This is a genomic window from Blattabacterium clevelandi (assembly GCF_003268615.1).
In the GTDB taxonomy this organism is placed as follows: Bacteria; Bacteroidota; Bacteroidia; order Flavobacteriales; family Blattabacteriaceae; genus Blattabacterium; species Blattabacterium clevelandi.
Genome location: NZ_CP029844.1, coordinates 380,826 through 403,462 on the forward strand (window position 1 = coordinate 380,826; position 22,637 = coordinate 403,462).

Here is a 22,637-nt window from a genome sequence, read left to right on the forward strand (position 1 = left end):
TTTTATGTGATTAATAAAATAACTACCACCATAGAAAGAATCATTTGTATGATTAAAAAACGATATACTATTTTACTTTCATGATAACCTAGTTTTTGAAAATGATGATGTAAAGGAGCCATCATAAAAATTCTTTTTCCTATTCCATATTTTATTTTATAAAATTTAAAATACAACACTTGTATTATTACAGAAAAATTTTCGATAAAAAAAATTCCACATAAAATAGGAAGTATTAATTCTTTTCTAATTAATATAGATATTGCTGCAATGACACCTCCTATAGTTAAACTTCCACTATCTCCCATAAAAATTTGTGCTGGATAGGCATTATACCAAAGAAATCCAATTAAAGATCCTAAAAAAGAAAAAGAGAATATAGTGATTTCTCCTATATTAGGAATATACAAAAAATGAAAAAAAGAGGAGTAAATTTTACTACTGGAAATTAAAGAAAATAAGGATAATGTTGAAAATATGATAGAAGAGACCCCAGCCGTTAATCCATCAATTCCATCGGTTATATTTGCTCCATTAGATATAAATGTAATAATTATAATAACGATAGGTACGAAAATAATCCATGTATATTTTTTCCATTTTTTTTTAAAAATATAGGCGTAATCAAATTCATTTATATGGGAAAAACTAGGAATAGTTGTCTTAAAATTATGTTTTTCGGATACTAATAAAGATGGATATTTTTTAGAACAATAATCTATTTTTTGATTAAAAGTAGTGATATTTTTATTAAAAGACATAAAAATTCCGATAAAAATACCTAGGATTATTTGACCTAATATTTTTCCCATGAAACTAAGTCCATTTTTATGATATTTGATTTTTATATAATCATCTATAAATCCAAGGCATCCCATCCATAATGTAGTAATTATCAAAATTATGATATATAAATTATTTAATTTTGAAAAAACCATGGTAGGAATTAATGCAGAAATTATAATAATTAATCCTCCCATTGTAGGAGTTCCTTCTTTTTCTTTTTGTTCCTTTAGACCAAGATTTCGTACTCGTTCTCCTATACTTTTTTTTCTTTTATTCCATAAAATAATTTTTTTATTGGTAAAAAATGATATACAAATAGATAAAATAAATGCTATGACAGATCTATAAAAAACAGAATTTATGATTATAGAATTCGAAATTAAATACTTAAAAATAGGAAAAATTATCATACATATCAATCCTTATCTATTATCATTTTTTAATAACGTTTTAGCAATTTTCATATCGTTAAAAGGGTAACGTATTCCTTTAATTTCTTGATAATTTTCGTGTCCTTTTCCTGCTAGAACAATAATATCTTTTTTTTTTGCTAATTGAATAGCTTTTTTAATAGCTTCTTTTCGATTAACAATTGTCAAAATATACTTTTTCTTCTTGAAATATGATCTAAACTTTTTCATATCGATTAATATTTTTTTTGGATCTTCTTCCCTAGGATTATCTGATGTAAAAATTGATCTATCACATAGATCATAGACAATTTTTCCCATTAATGAACGTTTTTTTTTATCTCTATTTCCTCCACAACCTATTACGCAAATTAACTTTTCCTCTTTTTTTTTTATTTTTTTAATGGTATTTAAAACCGTTTTTAATCCATTTGGATTATGAGCGTAATCAACAATGATACGAATTCCAGAATAGGATAGAAATTGTTCAAAACGACCTTTTATAGGTTTTATAGTCTTTATTTTTTTTAATATTTCATATTTTTTTTTCCCCAATAATATAGCTGTAGCGTAACTAGCCAATAAATTGTAAATATTAAATTTTCCAATTAAACCGATAAAAAACTTATTTTTATCAATTAATAATTCATTACCATTGATGTTTTCTTTTAAAATTTTAATTTTAAAATCTGCTTTTTTTTTTACTCCGTAAAAATAGATTTTAGCCAAAACATTTTTTATGATTTTATGTGAATTTTTGTCATCAACATTAATTAATGCAAAAGTATTTTTATGCAAAAAATTTTCAAAAAAAAATCTTTTAGTTGATAGATAATTATCAAAAGATTTATGGTAATCTAAATGATCATGTGTAATATTAGTAAATATTCCTCCTGTAAATAATAATCCTGTAATTCTTTTTTGATGAATTCCATGTGAACTTACTTCCATAAATGCATATTTACATCCTTTTTGAATCGATATATTTAAATATTTATTTATTTCAATAATATTGGGAGTTGTATGTAAAGTAGGAATTTTTTTAGACATAATTTTAATACCCATAGTAGAAATAAGTATATTTTTTTCTCCCATTTTATAAAATAAACAATGAAGTATTGTAGCCACGGAGGTTTTTCCATTTGTCCCCGTAATGCCTACCAATTTTATTTTTTTAGTAGGATTATCATAAAAATTAGAAGAAATAGTTCCTAAAGCTTCTATTGAATCTTTGACGAGTACATAGGTAATAGATTTATGTATGAAAAAAGGTTTTTTTTCGCAAACTATGATATTTGCTCCATTTTGGATAGCTTCTATAATAAACAAATGACCATCTGTACTTCTTCCTTTATGAGCTACAAAAATCCTATTTTTTTTTACCATTTTAGAATGTATAGAAATCCCTTCTATCCATTTTTTAGAATCTCCTATGATTTTTAATATATTCACTTTTATTAAAATATCCATTAGTAGTTTTTTCATTCTTCTAATTTCAGAAATATAACTTTATTTTTTTTCAATTTATTTCCTGGTTTTACAGACTGAAAAAAAACTTTTCCTATCCCTTTATATTGTATCTTTATCCCTCTATTTTCTAATAGAGGGATAATTTCTTTTCCAGGAAAAGAAATTATATTAGGCATAATACCTTGATCAAGGTAATAGATTAACGAATAATTTTTGGATTCTTTAATTTTTTTTATAAAATTAATATCTACTTTATTATTTTTGTTAAGATACTTTTTTCCAATTTTTGGATAAATTGATCTAGCTATTTTATCAAATACGGGGACAGCTACTTCTATTCCGTAATATCCTTTTTCTGGTTTTGAAATAACTACAATACAAGAATATTTTGGATTTTTTGCAGGAAAATATCCTACAAAAGAACTATTGTAAGATAAAGGTTTCCCTTTTATCCAATAATCTAATTGTGTGGTCCCAGTTTTTCCTGCATAAGGATATTCTGGATGATAATATTTTTTAGCTGTTCCATTTTTTACCACTCCTTCTAGCATATTTTGAATTTTTTTTATAGATTCTTTTGATGCGATAGAAGGATTCATTACAATAGGGGTAGTATATTTTTTAATACTTTTTCCATAAAATTTAATATCTCTAATAAAAATAGGTTTAATCATAATCCCTTTATTAGCAATAGAATTATAAAAAGTTAGAATTTGCAAAGGGGTTAGTTTCAAGTTATATCCGAAAGTTAGCCATGGTAATGTAATACTACTCCAATTTTCTCCACCCGGTTTTGGAATGAAAGGGTGACTTTCACCTGGAATATCTATTCCTATTTTTTTATCTAATTTCCATTTTCTAAAATGTTCTATGAATTGTTTCGGATTTTCTTTGTAATTTTCATAAATAATTTTGGCGATTCCTATATTTGAAGAATATTCCAAAATTTGTTTTAGATTCATTTTTCTATATCCACTGTAATGACTATCTCGTATTTTTTTTCCTCTTAATTTCATAACACCATCTTTAATATTAACAATCATATCCATTTCTATTTTTTTATCTTCTAAAGCAGCAAGAATAGACATAGTCTTGAAAGTAGATCCAGGTTCACTACATTCCCATACAGAAAAATTTCTTAAATCTTCATAAACATTTTTTTTTGTTTTTTCTAAATTAATCATAGCACTAATTTCACCACTTTTTACCTTCATAAGGATCACACATCCATGATCAGCATTAGAAATGGTTAGTTCATGAAGTAAAGCATTATAAGCAATATCTTGTAAAGATATATCTATAGTAGAATAAACGTCTTTTCCGTCTTCTGGATCAATTTCATTCCCTGAATTTAATGGTTTCCAGATATTAGAACTAATACGTTGTTCTAATCGTTTTCCATTTTTTCCTTTAAGATACTTACTAAAAGCTCCTTCTAACCCTGCTTTACCCCTATGATCATCGTATCCTAAAGTTCTTTTTCCTATACTTTCTAATGTATGTACTCTGAAATTTTTCTTTTCTACAATAAAACCTCCTCGTATTTTTCCTTTGTTAAAAATTGGAAAATTTCGTAATATTTTGAAATGTGGATAATCTAAATTTTTTACTAATAAAAAATATCTATTTCCCTTTTTTTTTTCGTATTGAAATTTTTTATAAAAAAAATTTCTTGGTTTTTTAAACAAAGATTCTAAAGAATTACACAAAAAGAAAATATTTTCTTTAAATAATTTTTCTGATATAGATCTAAAATCAATATGAATATCATATCTTATGATAGACATGGCTAAAATACTGCTATCTGATGCATAAATATTTCCACGTTTTGCCTTAATTAAATTAGTTCTAATTGTTCTTTCTATAAAAGACTTTTTATATTGATCTGAACAATTCTGAATGTAGAATAAATTAAAAATAATCAGGGATGCAATAAAAAGAAATAAAAAACCAATTAAGTAAGATTTATACAATAAAATATACCTTTTTCGTTTCATCATTTTCTTTTTGGATCCATCTCTTTTTTATCGATTAAAATTAATTCGTATGGTGGCTCCTCTAAATATTTTAAACCATTTATATTGACCATTTTATTTAAAACGGAAGATAGTTTCATTTTTAGAAATTTACTATGAATATCTGCATACTCAGATTGAAGTTCTTTTATTTCTTCACTTATATTCGTAATTTTTCTAATTTTACGATCCATCATATGAGAACTAGTAATGCTTATTAAAGATAAAATAGTAATAAAAACAATAAAATTCCAACTACGATATGCATCTTCCTTCACTAAAAATTTTCCTTTCAGTATATCTTTGAAATTAGTCTTCATTAATTATTATTGATTTATAGTTTTTCCGCAATTCTTAACCTAGCACTTCGAGATCTTGGATTATCCATAATTTCCTGAATACTAGGCCTAATTACTTTTTTATGAATCATTTTAAATGGAATTATATCGATCTGACTACTATTTTTTTGTTTAAAACATCCTTTTTTAAAGAAATATTTTGTAATTCTATCTTCTATTGAATGATAAGAAATCACGGAAATTCTACCTCCTGGTAGGATAACTTCAGAAGATTCTAGTAAAAAATTTTTTAAAATATTTATTTCATTATTAACTTCTATTCGTATAGATTGAAAAAGTCTAGAAAAAAATTTTTTTCTTTTATTAAAAGAAGATTTTTTAAGAAAAAAAATATTTTTTAAATCCAAGGTAGTTTTAATAGGTTTTTTTAAACGTCTTTCTAATATTTTTTCAGTAATTTTTACTGCATTTTTGAAATCTCCATATTTGTAAAATATATGAAATAATTCATTTTTTGAATATTTATTGATCACATGTACAGCAGAATAAGAATCTCCATTCTGATTCATTCTCATATCCAAAGTACAGTTTAATTGATGAGAAAATCCTCTTATAGGATTATCCATTTGAAAAGAAGATATTCCTAAATCAGCTAATAATCCTGATACTTTTTCGATATGAAGTTTTTTCAATACATTTTTTATATGTATAAAATTTTTTTGGAATAAATGAAAACGTTTATCCTTGATAAAATTATTTTTTATGGATTCTTCATCTTGATCCAAAGCAATTAAAATAGCTTTTCGATCTAATTTTTTTAAAATTTCATAAGAATGTCCACCTCCACCAAATGTAACATCTATATAAATTCCATTTTTATCTGTAACCAAATTATCTATACTTTCTTTGAGTAGTACTGGTTTATGGTAATAATAATGTTGAAATTTCATTTTTTACTCTTTGAATAGGTTGTTATTTTCTATTGAAAACGAAATTATGCTTTATCCTCATATTTTTCATATATAATTCGATAAAATTTTTATTTAATTTAATAAATATTATAAAAAAAGTCTCTATAATAATATAATAAATAAAGATCATGGAAAAATAGAAACTCCTATTTTTATTCCATTAACAGTAAATTTAAAATAAAGTGTGAAATCTATTCCAAAAAATGAACTATACAATGTTGGATATAAGATTTTTTTTGAAAAAATCCATCTTAGAAAGATAATGTAGGTTTTCAAATTTATTCTATTAACTAATAAGAAAATTAACTTAATATATAAATATTTGATTACGTAGTGTTGACAAAAAATACATCATAAAATGTTATTTACCTGGAAATGTATTGTAAATATAAAAAATGGGAATATGTAAGAAATCTTTTTTATTCAAAAAAAAAATTTTAAAAAAAAAGAAATAATCTTCTCAAAAATCCATTTTTTTTTATTGGAAATAATCTATAATTTATTCATGAAAAGAACATTCATAAAATGAAAAAAATAGATCGTTATATTATTTATAATGTTCTTGTTACTTATATATTTATTACTTTTTTTTTACAGATACTATCTATAGTTATAGATATTTCTCAACGTATGCATAGGTTGGATAACAATCAAGGATCAATAAAACAGGCTTTAATTCATTATTACCCATTTTGGTCTATATGGTTAGCCAATACTTTTTCCCCTATTTCCGTTTTTTTATCTATTATTTTTTTTACATCTAGATTAACTAAAAATTTAGAAATGACCGCTATTCTAAGTAGCGGAATTAGTTTCAAAAGAATTACTATTCCTTATTTAATTTCAGCATTTATGATAGGAGGATTTTCTTTAATCATGAATTATTCTTTTTTACCCATGGCTAATAAAATAAAAAATAAATTTCATTATCAATATTTATTGAGTTTAAGACAAAAAAGTCAATACGAAAATAGTAAAGCTATAAGTGCTCAAATTTCCAATAATGAATATCTATTTATTAGAAATTTTTCAAAAAAAAAAAATATAGGACATGAATGTGTATATCAAAAACTTAATAGAAATAAATTAGTATATATTTTAAAAGCTAAAAATATTTTTTGGTCCAAAAAATATCGTATATATATTCTACATGATTATATAGAAACTTATATAAAAAAGAATAAAGATATATTATTCAAAGGATTTTATATAAAAAAAAATTTTGCTATGACTCCGGAAGAACTTTTACCGGAAGAGTATATAGCAGAAACTATGACCATTTCGGAACTTAAAAAATTTATTAATATAGAAAAAAAAAAAGGAAGCCATAACATAAATATGCATTTGAATGAGTATTATCAAAGAACAAGTTTACCTTTTTCTACTTTTATATTTACTATTTTAGGATTATCGATATCATCAAAAATGAAAAAAGGAGGAATAGGAGTAAATCTCATTATTGGATTAATATTAGCCTTTTTTTATATTTTTTTTATAGAAATATCTAAAGTATACTCTACAAAAGAGTATTTACCTTCTTATTTATCTGTTTGGCTTCCAAATATCATTATGGGAATAATCACATTATTCATTTATTGGAATAGAAATAAAAATTAATTCATTTCAAATCCTGCTATATATACTTGACCATTTTGTTTAATAGATTTTATAGTTACATCTCCTTTGTATCTTTTTAAAATACGATCTACATCATTAGGTTTTCTTATTTTTTCTCCATTAATAGATAAAATAATATCTCCTTCTTCCAGTCCTATAGAACTTAAACGACCTGTTCGGATTTCTGTAATTCTAATACCATAATTAATTCCAAAATCTTTTTTGTAATCTTTACCCAGAGTTTCAAAGGTAGCACCTAGTAATTCCGATGGTGTTATTTCCTCTTTTTTTCTAATTTTTGTTCTTCCTTGTGAATCTTTTAAAGTAACGTTAAAAGTTTTTTTTTCTCTATTACGTACAATATTAACTTTTACCTGATCTCCTGGATGTTTGGTTCCAACCATAAAAGATAAATCTGCTACATTTTGAATCGGTTTTCCGTCTATACTTTTGATAATATCTCCTTTTTTAAGACCTGCTTCATAGGCTCCACTTTTGTCAAATACTTCTCCAATTAAGAATCCTTGTTGTGGTTTTATATTTTGATGAGTTTCATTGTTATAAGCTTTTAAATATTCAGCCTTAGAAAGATCCATTCCTCTAACTCCTAAATATGCACGTTGTACAGTTCCGTATTTCTTAATATCCTGTATCACTTTTCCAACTAAATTTGAAGGAGCGGAAAAACTATATCCTATAAAATTTCCTGAATTAGAAGAAATTGCCGTGTTAATTCCAATTAGTTCCCCATTTGTATTTACTAATGCTCCTCCACTATTACCAGGATTTACAGCTGCATCTGTTTGAAAGAAAGATTCTATAGCTGTTTGAGTTTCTCCTCTTAATATTCCTAAATTTCTATTTTTAGCACTTATGATACCTGCAGTAACAGTAGAATTCAAATCAAAAGGATTTCCTATTGCTAAAACCCATTCTCCTACTTGTACTTTATTAGAATCCGAAAAATAAATAAAAGGTAAATTTTTTTCATTTATTTTTAATAAAGCTATATCCGTACTTGTATCTGTACCAATCAATTTTGCTCTATAAGTTCTTTGATCACTAAGAGTAATTTCTATCTTATCTGCATCTTTTATGACATGATTATTTGTAACAATATATCCATCAGGAGATATTATCACTCCAGATCCATGAAGACCAGGTATATCATTTCTTTGAGGCATTTTACCTCTTCCTCCAAAATCATCAGGAAATCCAAAGAAAAAGTCAAATGGATCGAAATTCAATCGATTACTATATTTTTTAGAATAATTTTTTACATTTACTACCGCATGTATTGTTTTTTCTACTACTCTTGTAAAATCAGGTAATCCAGCAGAACTAATTAATGAAGATGAATTTGAGGGGGTCGTTTTTTCAAACGAAGATCCATATGGAAATAATGGAGGGTCTTCTTTAGTATATTTTTTGTATACTGCAATAGTCATTACTGAGCTCATGATACTACTAATAACAATATAAACAACTATTTTTTTCATGTTATGTTCTTAATAATAAGATAATATAATTATATTTATCCTGATTACACAAATATATAAATATGATACTTATAAAGTAAACTTTATTTAAAAAAAAATATTAACTTTTTCTTAATATTATTCATGAAATTTAATTTTTTTAAATACCAAGGGACGGGGAATGATTTCATCATACTAGATATTAGAAAAAAAAAAATTCCGGTATGTATCCCTGCTTTGTTTACAAAATTATGTAATAGGAATTTTGGAATTGGAGCTGATGGAATTATTTTAATTAAAAATGATTTTCAAAGCGATTTTTATATGAAGTATTATAATTCTGATGGAAAAGAAAGTACAATGTGTGGAAATGGAGGACGTTGTGCCATTTCATTTTCAAAAAAATTAGGAATAAAAAAAAAAAATAAAATCTATTTTAGAGCTATAGATGGAATTCACTATGGTATAATAAAGGATAAAAATTTGATATGCATAAATCTAATTGATATAGAAATAAATATGATAAAAATTTATCCAAAATATATTTTTTTAAATACTGGATCTCCACATCATGTTCTTTTTGTAGAAAATATTCAAAAAATAGATGTTAATAAACAAGGTAGAAAAATTAGATTTCAGTCCCCTTATGAAGAAGATGGTGTCAATGTTAACTTTGTGGAAGTTATTGGAAATAATACGATAAAAGTACGGACTTACGAAAGAGGAGTGGAAAAAGAAACTTTATCCTGTGGTACAGGAGTTACAGCTTCTGCTATTGCAGCTTATGAAAAAGGGATTCTTGCATATTATAATCATGTTTATGGAAAGGTTTTAGCCTACACTTTAGGAGGAAAATTATGGATTTCATTTAAAAAAATACATGATAAATATAAAGAAATAAATTTAACAGGATCTGTTAAATTTATTTTTGAAGGGTATATTAATATTTAATGATAAAGATAAAAAAATATGGATAAAAACCGTTATTCAATAAGTGATCAATCTATAAGATTTCTTAATAAATATTTAAATAGTTTTTCCCCAACTGGATACGAAAGTGAAGGTCAAAAAATATGGAAAGATTATATTAGTTCTTATGTAGAAAAAATAGTAACTGATTTGTATGGAACCGTAGTAGGAATTATTAATCCTAATAATTCTCCTTACAAATTAATAATTGAAGCTCATGCGGATGAAATATCTTGGTATGTGAATTATATTACAGAAGATGGATTAATATATGTTTCCAGAAATGGAGGATCTGATCATCAAATAGCTCCATCGAAAAAAGTAGTTATACACACAGAAAAAGGGTTAGTAAATGGGGTATTCGGTTGGCCAGCTATCCATACAAGAAAATCTTTAGAAGAAAAAAACCCTAGTTTAGATAATATTTTCATAGATATTGGTGCTTTTGATAAAAAAGAAGTAGAAAAAATAGGCGTTCATGTAGGATGTTTTATCACTTATCCTGATGAATTTTTTATTATGAATCATAATTATTTTGTTTGTAGGTCTTTGGATAATAAAATAGGAGGATTTATAATTGCAGAAGTAGCAAAAATGATAATAGAACATGAAATTGATTTACAATTTGGATTATATGTGGTGAATTCTGTTCAAGAAGAAGTAGGATTGAGAGGAGCTAAAATGATCTCTCATGCCATAAAACCTCATATAGCTATTGTTACTGATGTAACACATGATACTTCTACTCCGATGATTGATAAAAAAATACAGGGAGATATTAAATGTGGTTTAGGACCTGTAATCGGATATGCTCCTTCAATACATAAAAAAATTAGAGAATTTATTATTGATACGTCTAAAAATAAAAAAATTTCTTTTCAACGTTTAGTTTCATCTAGAACGGGTACCGATACGGATGCTTTTGCTTATTCTAATAAGGGGGTTCTCTCTTCTTTAATTTCCATACCTCTTAAATATATGCATACTACAGTAGAAATGGTACATAAAAAAGATGTGGAAAAAACGATACAATTAATTTTTGAAACCTTAAAAGGAATTAACTATTCTCAAGAAAAATTTTTCATTGATTGAATCGAAAATGGATAATATCTCCATCTTTAATAAGATAATTTTTGCCTACTAAAAATGTTTTTCCTGCTTTTTTCGCTTTTTCTTTTGAACCATATTTGATAAAATCTTTATAATGAATAATTTCTGCACAAATGAATCCTTTTTTTAAATCTGTATGTATAACTGAAGAAGCTTGGTAAGCAGTATAATGGTTTGGAATAGACCAAGCACGTACTTCTTCTTTTCCTATTGTAAAAAAACTTTGTAAGTTTAATAACTTATATGATTCCTTAATAATCTTATCAATTCCTGAAATGTAATTTTTTTTCTGATCATATAATTTTCTTTTCAACGATAAAACAACTAAAGTTGATTTTTCCTTTTTTACCATTTCTTTGATTTTTTTTAGATTAGGATCATTTTTCTCATCTATATTACATACATAAAGTACGGGTTTAATAGTTAGTAAATGTAAATCATCTATGTACTTTTTTTCATTATTTTTAAATGGAAATATTCTAATATTTTTTCCTTCTTTTAGAAAAGAAAAAACTTTTTGTAGTAGTATATTACTTACAGATTTTTTATTTTTAGAAGTTTTTTCTAGTCTTTTTTCTATCGTTTCTAGATCTTTGAACTGTAATTCTATATCAATAATTTCTTTATCCCTAATTGGGTTTATTTCCCCTTCGATATGAAGTACACTTATATCGTTGAAACAACGAATCATATGGATTATTACATTTGTTTCACGAATATGGGATAGAAATTTATTTCCTAATCCTTCTCCTTTATGTGAACCTTTAATTAATCCAGCAATATCTACTATTTTTATTTTGGATGGAACTATTTTATTGGGATTAATCAAGGTTTTTAATTCATATAATCTTTTATCTGGAATTTTTGTTATTCCATAATTAGGTTCTATGGTACAAAAAGGAAAATTTTTTGATAATGCTTTAGAATTAGAAATAAGATTAAATAATGTTGATTTTCCTATATTTGGTAACCCAATAATTCCACATTTCATTGATGATAAAAATATTTTATTTATACTGATAAATTTAACTAATCAAATAGCCATTTTTTGACTCCAAAACTCAAAAAAAAATTTTAACTAACAATATTTTTCTGTGAAATTTACAATTTATTGTAAATAAAAAATAAGTATTTTATCGTATTTCTATTTATTATGAAAAATGAAAAAAAAGAAATGCCTTTTTGGGAACATATTGAAGATCTAAGAAAACATCTGATTCATAGTTTATGTGCAATTATAATTTCAACTATTATTTTGATGAATAATAAATATTTTATATTTGATTATATTCTTTTTGGTCCAGCAAAAAAGGATTTTATTACTTACCGTATATTTTCTAAATTAGAATTTCTTTTTTTTGGAATAGATCATGATCCTATTTTTTTTTTTACAAAAAATTTGGAAATACAAAATAGAAAAATATTTGGCCAATTTAATATGTATATATGGACTTGTTGTATCGGTGGATTTATTTTATCTTTTCCTTATATATTTTATGAATTTTGGAAATTTATCAAACCTGCTCTTACTGATGAAGAAAGAAAATATTCTCGTGGTATCATTATAACAGTTACATTTTTATTTATATTTGGAATTCTTTTTGGATATTTTTTATTATGTCCATTTTTAATTCATTTTGGTTATACTTTTAGAATTAGTTCTATTCCAAAAAATATATTTGATTTATCGGATTATATATCTTTGATGATGAATTCTATGCTTTCTATGGGGATGACTTTTTTATTCCCAATTTTTATCTATTTTCTTACTAAAATAGAATTAATAACTTATACATTTTTGAAAAAATATAGAAAACATGCTTTTTTGATGATCTTAATTATTGCTTCTGCAATTACTCCTGGCGATATTTTAAGTACGATAATCGTTTTAATTCCTCTATTGATTCTTTATCAATTAAGTCTCTATATTTCTTTTTCTTTTTCTAAAAAGAAATAAAAAACCCCTTAAAAATTAAATTAAGAGGTTTTTTATGATTATTTTTTAATTGTTATTTCAACATATCTTCCTTTACTCTTCTTTTTTGCATATTTTATTAATCCTCTAACTTCCATCCTAGAAGGATCTACACCTTTGGAAACCAAAGCTTCAAATACAGAATTTGCTCTTTTTAAGGATAATATTTTATTATAAGAATATTTTCCATAAGAATCTGTATATCCATTGATATAAAATTTAGAATTAGGAAGTTTTTTGATCATAATTTCAGAAATCTTATTAATAATTACTAAGGAACTAGAAGATAATTGGTATTTTCCAAGATCAAATAAAATAGTATTGAAAATTATTTTATTGGGACATCCTTTATTTTCTTTTATTCCATATTTATTGGGACAAATATCTTCAATATCTGGAATATTATCAGAATCTGTATCTGGACATCCTTTAAATTTTTTTAATCCAAATTGATCAGGACATAAATCCTCTTTATCTAAAATACCATCGTTATCTAAGTCATCTTTTTTACAACAAATTTTATTTTCATATTCCGAATTTTCTATAATATTTTTATCCTCTTTTTTTTCTATTATAGAAGGTAAATAAGAATTTTCTTGATTGATTTCTATTATTTTTTTTTGTGTTTGATTATCATAATCATCAGAATAATTTTCATGTTCTCCTCCGAAACGGAATACTAATCCCAGGGAATGTTTACAAAAATTTAAATAATCTCTTGAATGATTTGCAAATACATGATTATAGGTACTTTGAATGTTAATCCCAAAATTAGAGACAATCCAAAAATTGATACCTAATCCTCCATCTAATAGAAAAAAATTTTTCTTATTCAATTTATAAGATTTTGATCCTGATAGTTTTAATATTCTATTTTGATAATTAAATTGATGATAACCACCTCCTAATCTAAAATAAGGATCAAACCAATATTTCGGTAAAAAATAGAAATTAATTCCAGGACCAAATTTTAAGAAAAATCCATCTATTATTCTCCATCTATTATTGTCAACCATTCCTAATGCACCCTCTAAATATACCCCCAGATTTTTATTTATATGATGTACCAATTCTACATTAGAAAAAATAGGATTGATGCTATTATTTTTTTTGTGTAAAAAAAATTTAATAGGATTACTCCTTGGATAATAGTTAATATCATTTGCTCCTATTCGAATAGACCATTTTTTCTGAGAATATTGAGAGAATACAGATGAAAATAAAACAAAAAAAGTAATAATAAAAAAATTTAATTTTTTTTTCATAGAACTATAATTTCTTTGAATTTCTTTGAATTTGAACCTCAACAAATATAAATCATATATATGATTTTAAAAATTATCTTTTAAAAGATTCTTTTCTTTCACGAAGAAGATCTCTATTTTTGATAGATTCACGCTTATCATATATTTTTTTACCCTTAGCCAAAAAAATTTGGATTTTCACATATCCTTTTTCACTAAAAAATAATTTATTAGGAATAATAGTTAATCCAGGTTCTTTTAACTTTTTTTCTATTTTTATTAATTCTTTTTTAGTTAATAATAATTTTCTTTCTCTTCTACTTGAATGATTCCAAGTAGTTCCAAATTTATATTCAGAAATATACATGTTAATAGAATACAATTCTCCATTTTTTATCTGACAAAAACTTTCCGTTATATTAGCTTTATTTTGTCTTATAGATTTGACTTCAGAACCAAATAATTGAATACCAGCTATATATTCTTCTATAAACTTATATTGAAATCTTGCTTTTCTGTTTAGAATACTCATAATTAATTGTTATTTTTGTGAAAAAATAAAATTCTATAAATTTTTTTAAAATTATGAATGTAAATGTACGTGTATGTTATTTAAAAAATTTATGTACTCAAGTGAGAAGAGATATATTACGTATGGTAAATAACGCAAATTCTGGACATCCTGGTGGATCTTTAGGATGTACTGAATATTTTGTTTCTTTATATCAAGAAATAATGCATTACGATCCCAAAAGATTTTCTATGGAGGGAAAAAAGGAAGACCTTTTTTTTTTATCAAATGGACATATATCTCCTGTTTATTATAGTGTATTAGCTCGTTCTGGTTTTTTTTCTATAAAAGAATTATCTTCTTTTAGAAAATTAAATTCTCGTTTACAAGGACATCCTTCTGTACATGGAAATCTTCCAGGAATACGAATTTCTTCAGGATCATTAGGACAAGGGATGTCGGTATCAATTGGTGCAGCTATATCTAAAAAACTTAGTAAAGATAATAATAGTCTTATTTATAGTTTACATGGAGATGGTGAATTGAATGAAGGACAGATATGGGAATCTATTTTATATGCAGGATCTAAAGGTATAGATAATTATATAGCTACTGTAGATTACAATAGACAACAAATAGATGGAAATACCGATGAAGTTCTTCCTCTTGGAAATCTGAAAAAAAAATTCCAATCTTTTGATTGGAAAGTTTTAGAAGAATTAAAAGGAAATAATATTGAAAAGGTTATTAATATTTTAAAAAAAGCAAAAAATGAGACTGGTAAAGGTAGACCAGTCTTAATTATTCTATACACCGAAATGGGATACGGTGTAGATTTTATGGTAGGAAATAATGTATGGCATGGAAAATCTCCTAACGAAGAGGAATTAAAAAAAGCACTATTCCAACTTCCTGAAACTTTGGGGGATTTTCCAAAAATATAAAAAATTATGATCAAAATATATGAAAATAAAGGATTCAAAGAAACCAGAAAAGGGTTTGGAAATGCTTTGACTTTATTAGGTCGAACAAACAATCAAGTAGTTGCATTATGTGCAGATCTTACCAGTTCTTTATTTATGAATCGTTTTTCTAAAGAATTTCCTGAACGATTTTTTCAAATTGGAATTGCAGAGGCTAATATGATTGGAATAGCTGCTGGACTAAGTATTGGAAAATATATTCCTTTTGCTGGGACATTTGCAAATTTTGCAACATCTCGTGTATATGATCAGATACGTCAATCCATTGCTTATTCTTATAAAAATGTTAAAATATGTGCTTCTCATTCCGGATTAACACTTGGTGAAGATGGAGCTACACATCAAAGTTTAGAAGATATTGGAATGATGAAAATGCTTCCTGGAATGACCGTCATTAATACTTGCGATTATAACCAAACTTATGCAGCTACTTTATCTATAGCTAACTATTTTGGGCCAGTATACTTACGATTTGGTAGGCCAGCTGTAGCTAATTTTACGGATAAAAATCAAATATTTGAAATTGGTAAAGCCATTCTTTTAACCGAAGGGAAAGATATTACTATTGTGAGTACTGGTCATTTAGTATGGGAATCTTTAGAAGCATCTAGAATATTGTCCGAAAAAGAGGGAATAACTTGTGAAGTTATTAATGTTCATACAATAAAACCATTAGATGAAAAACTAATTTTAAATTCCATTGATAAAACAAAATGTATTGTAACTGCAGAAGAACATAATTATTTTGGAGGATTAGGAGAGAGTATAGCTAGAGTAATTACTACTAAAAGACTTTCCGTACATCAAAGTTTAGTAGCTGTTAATGATACTTTTGGTGAAAGTGGTCAACCAATGGAGTTATTAAAAAAATATAAAATTGATCGTGATTCTATTATGAATCATGTAAAAATTTTATTAGAAAAAAAAAAGAATCAATAAAAAAAAATTTGAAAATCAAAAATATACAAAAACTAGTTCATAATTGGATTGTCAATTATGGAATACGTTATTTTAATATATTAACTAATACCATACTTTTATCTGAAGAAGTAGGTGAAGTTTCTAGAATTATTGCTAGAAATTATGGAGAACAATCTTTAAAAAAAAATTGTAAAGAAAAAGAAGATCTTGGAGAAGAATTATCCGATGTTTTGTTTGTATTAATTTGTTTAGCTAATCAAACTGGAATTGATTTGGAAAAATCTTTTCATCAAAAATTAAAAAAAAAAAAAATAAGAGATGATGAAAGACATCATAAAAATGAAAAATTAAAATAAAAAATATGCCTTCTTATATCAAAATTCACAAAAAGAGGAAAAACTTATCCGGTTCTATATCTATAACGGGATCTAAAAGTATATCTAATCGTCTTTTAATTTTAAAAGCTATTTATAAAGATGATATTCATATTGAAAATATTTCTAACTGTGAGGATACAAAAGTTTTAGAAAAAAGTTTATATAGCACTTCTAACATATTAAACATTCATCATGCAGGAACTGCTATGCGTTTTTTAACTTCTTATTTATCTATACAAGAAGGAAAAGAATTCGTATTGACAGGTTCCAATAGAATGAAAGAAAGACCTATATCTATTCTTGTAGATGCTTTAAAAAAATTAGGATCAGAAATTATTTATTTAGAAAAAATTGGATACCCACCCATAAAAATTATTGGTAAGAACATTATAGGAGGAAAAATAGATATCAATGCTAGAATTAGTAGCCAGTATATTAGTTCTTTAATGTTAATAGCTAGCAAATTTAAGATTGGATTACAAATATCTTTAAAAGAAGATATTACATCAATTCCATATATAAAAATGACTTTTGATTTATTAACTATAGCAGGAATAAAAATATCCTGGAAAAAAAAAATTATTCATATTTATCCAGGTAAAAAAATAGGAAAAAAATATTTTTCTATAGAATCAGATTGGAGTTCAGCTTCTTATTATTATTCAATGGCTAGTATTGTAAAAACGAGTAATCTAACTTTAAGTGACTATAAAAATAAAAGTTTACAAGGAGATAGAGAAATTACTTCCATCTATGAAAAATATTTTGGAATATCCACAATTTTTGAAAAAAATAAAATAATATTAAATAAAAAATTAAATTTTACTCTACCTAGAGTCATTCATTTAGATTTAAATAAAACTCCAGATCTTGCACAAACTATTGTTGTAACTTGTTCTTTTCTTGGTATAAAGTGTTATTTAAAAGGTTTAGAAACCTTAAAAATTAAAGAAACAGATCGTTTGAAAGCTTTAAAAAATGAATTATTAAAATTGGGTGTAATAATAAAAATTACAAGTTCTTGTTTAGAAATAATAGATTTTTTTCCAAAAAAAATGGATTCTTCTACTATAAAAATAAAAACTTATCAAGATCACAGAATGGCTATGGCTTTTTCTTCTTTTGGATTATTTTATTCTTTGAAAATAGAGGAACCAAAAGTTGTAGAGAAATCATATCCAAATTTTTGGATGGACTTGAAATATTTAGGTTTTTCAATTGATTATTATGAAGAATAAAGTATTCTCCTTGCCGTAATAAATTTATTTTTCCAATATTTTTGATACAATCTAGAAATAAGTACCCCTGACGTAGATGCGTGAATAAAGAAGATATTATTATGATCTACATGGATCACCATTCCTACATGATTAATTTTTTTTTTAGATTGTCCTGTAGCAAAAAATAATAGATCTCCTTTATCTATATATTTTTTAGGAACTAAAAGTCCTTTTTTAGCTTGATTGGAAGATATACGTGGTAATGAAATCTTATAAGATGCAAAAATATTTTTTATAAAAGCTGAACAATCTATTCCATCTTTAGTATTTCCACCATATCTATATGGAGTTGACATATAATTTTTAGCTTCTTCAATAAGAAAATCCATTTTCTTTTTTAAAAAAATTTTATTTTTAATAATTTGAAAATAGTTTTTTTTATCGTAGTATGGATTCTGTTTATTTTTTCTGAAAAAAATTGTTTCAGACTTTTTTTTATATACCATATTTCCATATAATAACGGAATATAAAAAAAATGAGAATAGAATACAAAAAATAAAAGAATTTTAGAATTTAAAATAGGAATAATTTTTATTTTTTTTCCATTATTCAAAAGAAATTCTAATAAATAAATTATTAATTATTATTAATAGAGGCTCAAATGTAAGTAAAATACTTGTATTAAATTTAAAAAAAATTAAATTTGTATTCTGGCCCATTCGTCTATTGGTTAGGACGTCAGGTTTTCATCCTGGAAAGAGGGGTTCAATTCCCCTATGGGCTATCAAAATACTAGATCATTCTTATGGCAAATCACTTATCGGCATTAAAGAGAATTAGACAAAATAATACTAGACGTTTGCGTAATAAATATGTATTTAAAAGTACCAGAACTACTATTAAACAATTAATAAAAGGGAAAAAAAAAAAGGAAGAATATTCTAAGGTTTTTTCTATGATAGATAAATTATCTAAAAAAAATATCATACATATGAATAAAGCAGCAAGGTTAAAAAATAAATTAAGAAAAAAGTTATTGATCAATAAAAAATGATCCTAAGTAAATAACGAATAATGATGGTCATTTGTTTTTATAGGTTTTTATAACTATTATTTTTTTTTGGAAAAAGTATAATTTTTTTTCTTCAAAATCAATAAAATGAGAATAAGTCCTTATTCTCCGATAGGAATATTTGATTCTGGTATCGGAGGAATTCTTATAGCTAAAGAAATTAAAACCTATATGCCTAATGAATGTATTATTTATTTTGGAGATACTAAAAATATGCCTTATGGAAATAAGTCAAAAGATTTTATTAGAAATAATTCTATAAAAATTGTTTCTTTCCTTTATAAAAAGAAATGTAAAGCCATAGTCATAGCTTGTAATTCTATAACTTCTAATGCTTTAGATTTAATTAAAAAAAATTTTTATAAAAAAATATTAATATTCAATGTTATAGATCCCATAGTAAAAAATAAAATATTTCTTTCTTCTAAAAGAATAGGAATAATGGCAACTCCTGCTACCATACATTCCAATTTTTATCATAAAAAAATTAAAAAATGTTTTCCTCATTTAGATATTACCCAAATATCTACGCCTTTATTAGCTACAATAATTGAAAATGGATTTGAAAAAATCAAGATTAATTCCATCATAAAATATTATTTGAATCATCTAAAATCAATAGATACGCTATTATTAGCTTGTACTCATTACTTATTTTTAAAAAAAAAAATAGATAATTTTTATCATGGTAAAGTTCGTTTAATAGATATACAAAAAATTGTAGTTCAGGAAATAAAAAATAAATTATTTGAAAATAATTTATTATGCATTCATCCCAAAAAATGGAATAATACAATTTTTTATACATCTAGTTCTATTTCTCCATTTTTTAAAGAACAAGTTCGAATTCATTTTGGAGAAAAAATTTTATTTAAAAAACATATTCTTAATTTTTTCTAAATTGTGCATCTATTACGCATAAAGTTGCAAGATTTACAATTTCTTCTATACTTGATTGCATTTGCATGATATGTGCTGTTTTACGCATGCCTAATATTAAAGGTCCAATAATTGGCATATTTCCTAATCCTCTAATAAACTTATAAGTCATATTTCCGGATTCAAGATTTGGAAATATAAAAATATTTGCTTTTTTTTTCATAAGTTTGGAAAAAGGAAATTTACTAGCCAATAAAAATTCATTTAATGCAAAATCAGGTTGTAATTCTCCATCTACTATTAAATCAGGATATTTTTTATGTAAAAAGGCTACTGCTTGAGATACTTTAGAAGAAGTTTTTGAATTTGATGAAAAATTTTGAAAGGATAACATTGCTATATGAGGTTCAATATCAAAACCTTTAACTACATAAGATGCCATAAGAGCAATTCTTACTAACTCTTCACTAGTTGGATTTGAAATTACGGAAGTATCTGCTAGAAATAAAGGACCACGTTTAGTTAACAAAATAATCATTCCTGCTGTTTTATGAATAGAATCTGATCTTCCGATAACCTCTAATAAAGTTCGTAAACTTAATGAAAAATTTCTAGTATATCCTGTTATAACGGCATCCGCTTCTCCTTGGTCTACCATCATTGCTCCAAAATGATCATTTGTACGCATTAGTATTTTTGCTTCATATAAAGTTAATCCTTTTCTATTCCTTCTTTTCCAAAGTATTTGAGCATAATGTTCTACTTTTTTTATATTATCTTCTTTTTCAGGATCTATAATTTGTAATTTTACATTTAAATTATTTGTATCTATTAAACGTTTTATACGATTTTCATTTCCTAAAACAATGGGAATAGAAATAATTCCATCTTCATTAAGAATTTGAACCGATTTAAGAATTTCATATTCTTCTCCATTACAAAAAACAACTTTTTTAGGATTTGTACGTGCTCTATTTTGAATCATTCTGATAATTTTGTTTTCATATCCCATTCTATCTAGCAGTTTTTCTTGATATTTTTTCCAATCTAAAATAGGATTTTTCGCTACTCCAGAATCCATCGCTGCTTTAGCTACAGCAGGTGCTACACGAGTAATTAACCGATTATCAAAAGGTTTTGGAATAATGTATTCTTTTCCAAAAGAAATATTTTTTTTATTATAAACAATATTAACTTGTTCTGGAACAGGTTCTTTTGCTAAAGAAGCAATAGCATGAATAGCTGCTAATTTCATTTCATCATTGATAATACTTGCATGAACATCTAATGCCCCTCTAAAAATATAAGGAAATCCTAATACATTATTTACCTGATTAGGATAATCACTTCTACCTGTAGCTATAATAACATCTGGTCTAACTTTTATGGCTAAGTTATAATCAATTTCAGGATCTGGATTTGCCATAGCAAATACAATTGGATCCTTCGCCATATTTTTTAACATATCTGGAGTTAATATTCCACCTATGGATAAACCTATAAAAACATCCGAATTTTTAATTGCTTCTTCTAAATTTTTAGTAAATGAAGTATTTACTGCAAATTCTTTTTTTTCTTTATTTAAGTCTTTTCGGGAAATATGTAATAATCCTTTACTATCGAACATAAGGATATTTTTAGATTTTACCCCAAGATTTTTATAAATTCTTGCACAAGAAATAGCAGCAGCTCCTGCTCCATTAATTACCATTTTTATATTATGTATTTTTTTTCCAACATAAGTGATAGAATTAAGTAAAGCAGCTCCTGAAATAATAGCCGTTCCATGTTGATCATCATGCATTACTGGTATATTTAATTCAGATTTAAGTCTTCGTTCTATTTCAAATGCTTCTGGTGCTTTTATATCTTCTAAATTTATTCCTCCAAAAGTTGGAGAAATAGCTTTTACAACCTTTATAAATTTTTCTGGATCAGATTCATTAATTTCTATATCAAATACATCAATACCAGAAAATATTTTAAATAAAATTGCTTTTCCTTCCATTACAGGTTTAGAAGCCAATGCACCAATATTTCCAAGACCTAAAACAGCAGTTCCATTAGTAATAACAGCGACTAGATTACCTTTAGATGTATATTTATATACTTCCTTAGAAAATCGTGCTATTTCTTTACAAGGCTCTGCTACTCCTGGAGAATATGCTAGAGATAAATATTTTGGACTATTGTATTTTTTTGTTGGAGATATTTGTATCTTTCCAGAAGGAAATTTACTATGATAATTTAAAGATTCTTCACGAAGATTATTTATGTCTTTTCTCATTATACTAAATATTGATATGGTTTTGAAAACAGATAAAAAAAT

General features: G+C 25.0%; 21 protein-coding genes and 1 tRNA gene. 11 read left to right on the top strand and 11 right to left on the bottom strand.

Annotation, left to right across the window (positions count from 1 at the left end):
* Positions 1-2 precede the first annotated feature (2 nt).
* From mraY to rsmH, 5 genes are read right to left on the bottom strand one after another with little or no spacing between them, the layout of a single operon-like run.
* The gene (mraY, locus tag DM817_RS01885; protein WP_113738346.1) at positions 3-1,196 is read right to left on the bottom strand and encodes a phospho-N-acetylmuramoyl-pentapeptide-transferase; all 1,194 of its coding nucleotides are present in this window, start codon (positions 1,194-1,196) and stop codon (positions 3-5) included.
* Positions 1,197-1,208: 12 nt separating this feature from the next.
* Complete coding sequence (locus DM817_RS01890; protein ID WP_113738347.1) at positions 1,209-2,681, bottom strand: UDP-N-acetylmuramoyl-L-alanyl-D-glutamate--2,6-diaminopimelate ligase; 1,473 nt, start codon at positions 2,679-2,681, stop codon at positions 1,209-1,211.
* A complete protein-coding gene (locus DM817_RS01895; RefSeq protein WP_113738348.1) occupies positions 2,678-4,666 on the bottom strand; it encodes a penicillin-binding protein in 1,989 nt (662 codons plus the stop codon). The genes DM817_RS01890 and DM817_RS01895 overlap by 4 nt, the downstream gene beginning before the upstream one ends.
* Positions 4,663-5,001, bottom strand: a complete 339-nt coding sequence (locus DM817_RS01900; RefSeq protein WP_113738349.1) for an FtsL-like putative cell division protein — start codon at positions 4,999-5,001, stop codon at positions 4,663-4,665. Before DM817_RS01900 ends, DM817_RS01895 begins: the two co-directional genes overlap by 4 nt.
* Before the next feature lie 14 nt (positions 5,002-5,015).
* A complete protein-coding gene (gene rsmH / locus DM817_RS01905; RefSeq protein WP_113738350.1) occupies positions 5,016-5,930 on the bottom strand; it encodes a 16S rRNA (cytosine(1402)-N(4))-methyltransferase RsmH in 915 nt (304 codons plus the stop codon).
* Between the two features lie 546 nt (positions 5,931-6,476).
* Between rsmH and DM817_RS01910 the strand changes: the two genes are divergently transcribed.
* Positions 6,477-7,568: an LptF/LptG family permease gene (locus DM817_RS01910; protein ID WP_113738351.1), complete on the top strand. Its 1,092-nt coding sequence runs from the start codon at positions 6,477-6,479 to the stop codon at positions 7,566-7,568.
* On the opposite strand, the gene DM817_RS01915 is transcribed toward DM817_RS01910, so the two are convergent.
* A complete protein-coding gene (locus DM817_RS01915; protein WP_113738352.1) occupies positions 7,565-9,067 on the bottom strand; it encodes a Do family serine endopeptidase in 1,503 nt (500 codons plus the stop codon). The two genes, DM817_RS01910 and DM817_RS01915, sit on opposite strands and share 4 nt — an antisense overlap.
* Positions 9,068-9,190: 123 nt before the next feature.
* Between DM817_RS01915 and dapF the strand changes: the two genes are divergently transcribed.
* Both dapF and DM817_RS01925 read left to right on the top strand, forming a co-directional pair.
* A complete protein-coding gene (dapF, locus tag DM817_RS01920) occupies positions 9,191-9,997 on the top strand; it encodes a diaminopimelate epimerase (protein WP_113738353.1) in 807 nt (268 codons plus the stop codon).
* Between the two features lie 18 nt (positions 9,998-10,015).
* The gene (locus DM817_RS01925) at positions 10,016-11,107 is read left to right on the top strand and encodes a M42 family metallopeptidase (RefSeq protein WP_113738354.1); all 1,092 of its coding nucleotides are present in this window, start codon (positions 10,016-10,018) and stop codon (positions 11,105-11,107) included.
* Here the strand turns inward: DM817_RS01925 and ychF are convergent.
* Entirely contained in the window at positions 11,097-12,116 is a 1,020-nt protein-coding gene (gene ychF / locus DM817_RS01930; protein WP_113738355.1) for a redox-regulated ATPase YchF, read from the bottom strand. The two genes, DM817_RS01925 and ychF, sit on opposite strands and share 11 nt — an antisense overlap.
* Before the next feature lie 162 nt (positions 12,117-12,278).
* Here ychF and tatC point away from each other — a divergent pair, with 162 nt between their 5' ends.
* Positions 12,279-13,082, top strand: coding sequence for a twin-arginine translocase subunit TatC (gene tatC, locus DM817_RS01935; protein WP_113738356.1), 804 nt, complete (start codon positions 12,279-12,281; stop codon positions 13,080-13,082).
* Positions 13,083-13,120: 38 nt separating this feature from the next.
* On the opposite strand, the gene DM817_RS01940 is transcribed toward tatC, so the two are convergent.
* Together DM817_RS01940 and smpB are read right to left on the bottom strand one after the other, a co-directional pair.
* Entirely contained in the window at positions 13,121-14,365 is a 1,245-nt protein-coding gene (locus DM817_RS01940; RefSeq protein WP_113738357.1) for an OmpA family protein, read from the bottom strand.
* A 73-nt stretch (positions 14,366-14,438) separates the two neighbouring features.
* Entirely contained in the window at positions 14,439-14,876 is a 438-nt protein-coding gene (gene smpB, locus DM817_RS01945) for an SsrA-binding protein SmpB (RefSeq protein WP_113738358.1), read from the bottom strand.
* Between the two features lie 53 nt (positions 14,877-14,929).
* Between smpB and DM817_RS01950 the strand changes: the two genes are divergently transcribed.
* Genes DM817_RS01950 through DM817_RS01965 form a run of 4 tightly spaced genes read left to right on the top strand, consistent with a single transcriptional unit; the run spans position 14,930 to position 18,374 of the window.
* Positions 14,930-15,799 carry a transketolase gene (locus DM817_RS01950; RefSeq protein WP_113738359.1) on the top strand — a complete coding sequence of 290 codons (870 nt, stop codon included), beginning with the start codon at positions 14,930-14,932 and terminating at the stop codon, positions 15,797-15,799.
* A gap of 6 nt (positions 15,800-15,805) precedes the next feature.
* Positions 15,806-16,777 carry a transketolase family protein gene (locus DM817_RS01955; RefSeq protein WP_113738360.1) on the top strand — a complete coding sequence of 324 codons (972 nt, stop codon included), beginning with the start codon at positions 15,806-15,808 and terminating at the stop codon, positions 16,775-16,777.
* An 8-nt stretch (positions 16,778-16,785) separates the two neighbouring features.
* The gene (locus DM817_RS01960) at positions 16,786-17,115 is read left to right on the top strand and encodes a nucleotide pyrophosphohydrolase (RefSeq protein WP_113738361.1); all 330 of its coding nucleotides are present in this window, start codon (positions 16,786-16,788) and stop codon (positions 17,113-17,115) included.
* A 5-nt stretch (positions 17,116-17,120) separates the two neighbouring features.
* Positions 17,121-18,374, top strand: a complete 1,254-nt coding sequence (locus tag DM817_RS01965; RefSeq protein WP_113738362.1) for a 3-phosphoshikimate 1-carboxyvinyltransferase — start codon at positions 17,121-17,123, stop codon at positions 18,372-18,374.
* On the opposite strand, the gene DM817_RS01970 is transcribed toward DM817_RS01965, so the two are convergent.
* Positions 18,362-18,970, bottom strand: coding sequence for a C40 family peptidase (locus DM817_RS01970; RefSeq protein ID WP_235610869.1), 609 nt, complete (start codon positions 18,968-18,970; stop codon positions 18,362-18,364). The genes DM817_RS01965 and DM817_RS01970 overlap by 13 nt on opposite strands.
* A gap of 99 nt (positions 18,971-19,069) precedes the next feature.
* Between DM817_RS01970 and DM817_RS01975 the strand changes: the two genes are divergently transcribed.
* From DM817_RS01975 to murI, 3 genes are all read left to right on the top strand, one after another.
* A tRNA-Glu gene (locus tag DM817_RS01975) sits at positions 19,070-19,141 on the top strand.
* Between the two features lie 21 nt (positions 19,142-19,162).
* Positions 19,163-19,411 carry a 30S ribosomal protein S20 gene (gene rpsT / locus DM817_RS01980; RefSeq protein ID WP_113738363.1) on the top strand — a complete coding sequence of 83 codons (249 nt, stop codon included), beginning with the start codon at positions 19,163-19,165 and terminating at the stop codon, positions 19,409-19,411.
* Between the two features lie 105 nt (positions 19,412-19,516).
* Positions 19,517-20,329: a glutamate racemase gene (gene murI / locus DM817_RS01985; protein WP_113738364.1), complete on the top strand. Its 813-nt coding sequence runs from the start codon at positions 19,517-19,519 to the stop codon at positions 20,327-20,329.
* Here the strand turns inward: murI and DM817_RS01990 are convergent.
* A complete protein-coding gene (locus DM817_RS01990; protein ID WP_113738365.1) occupies positions 20,316-22,595 on the bottom strand; it encodes an NADP-dependent malic enzyme in 2,280 nt (759 codons plus the stop codon). The genes murI and DM817_RS01990 overlap by 14 nt on opposite strands.
* Positions 22,596-22,637 lie beyond the last annotated feature (42 nt).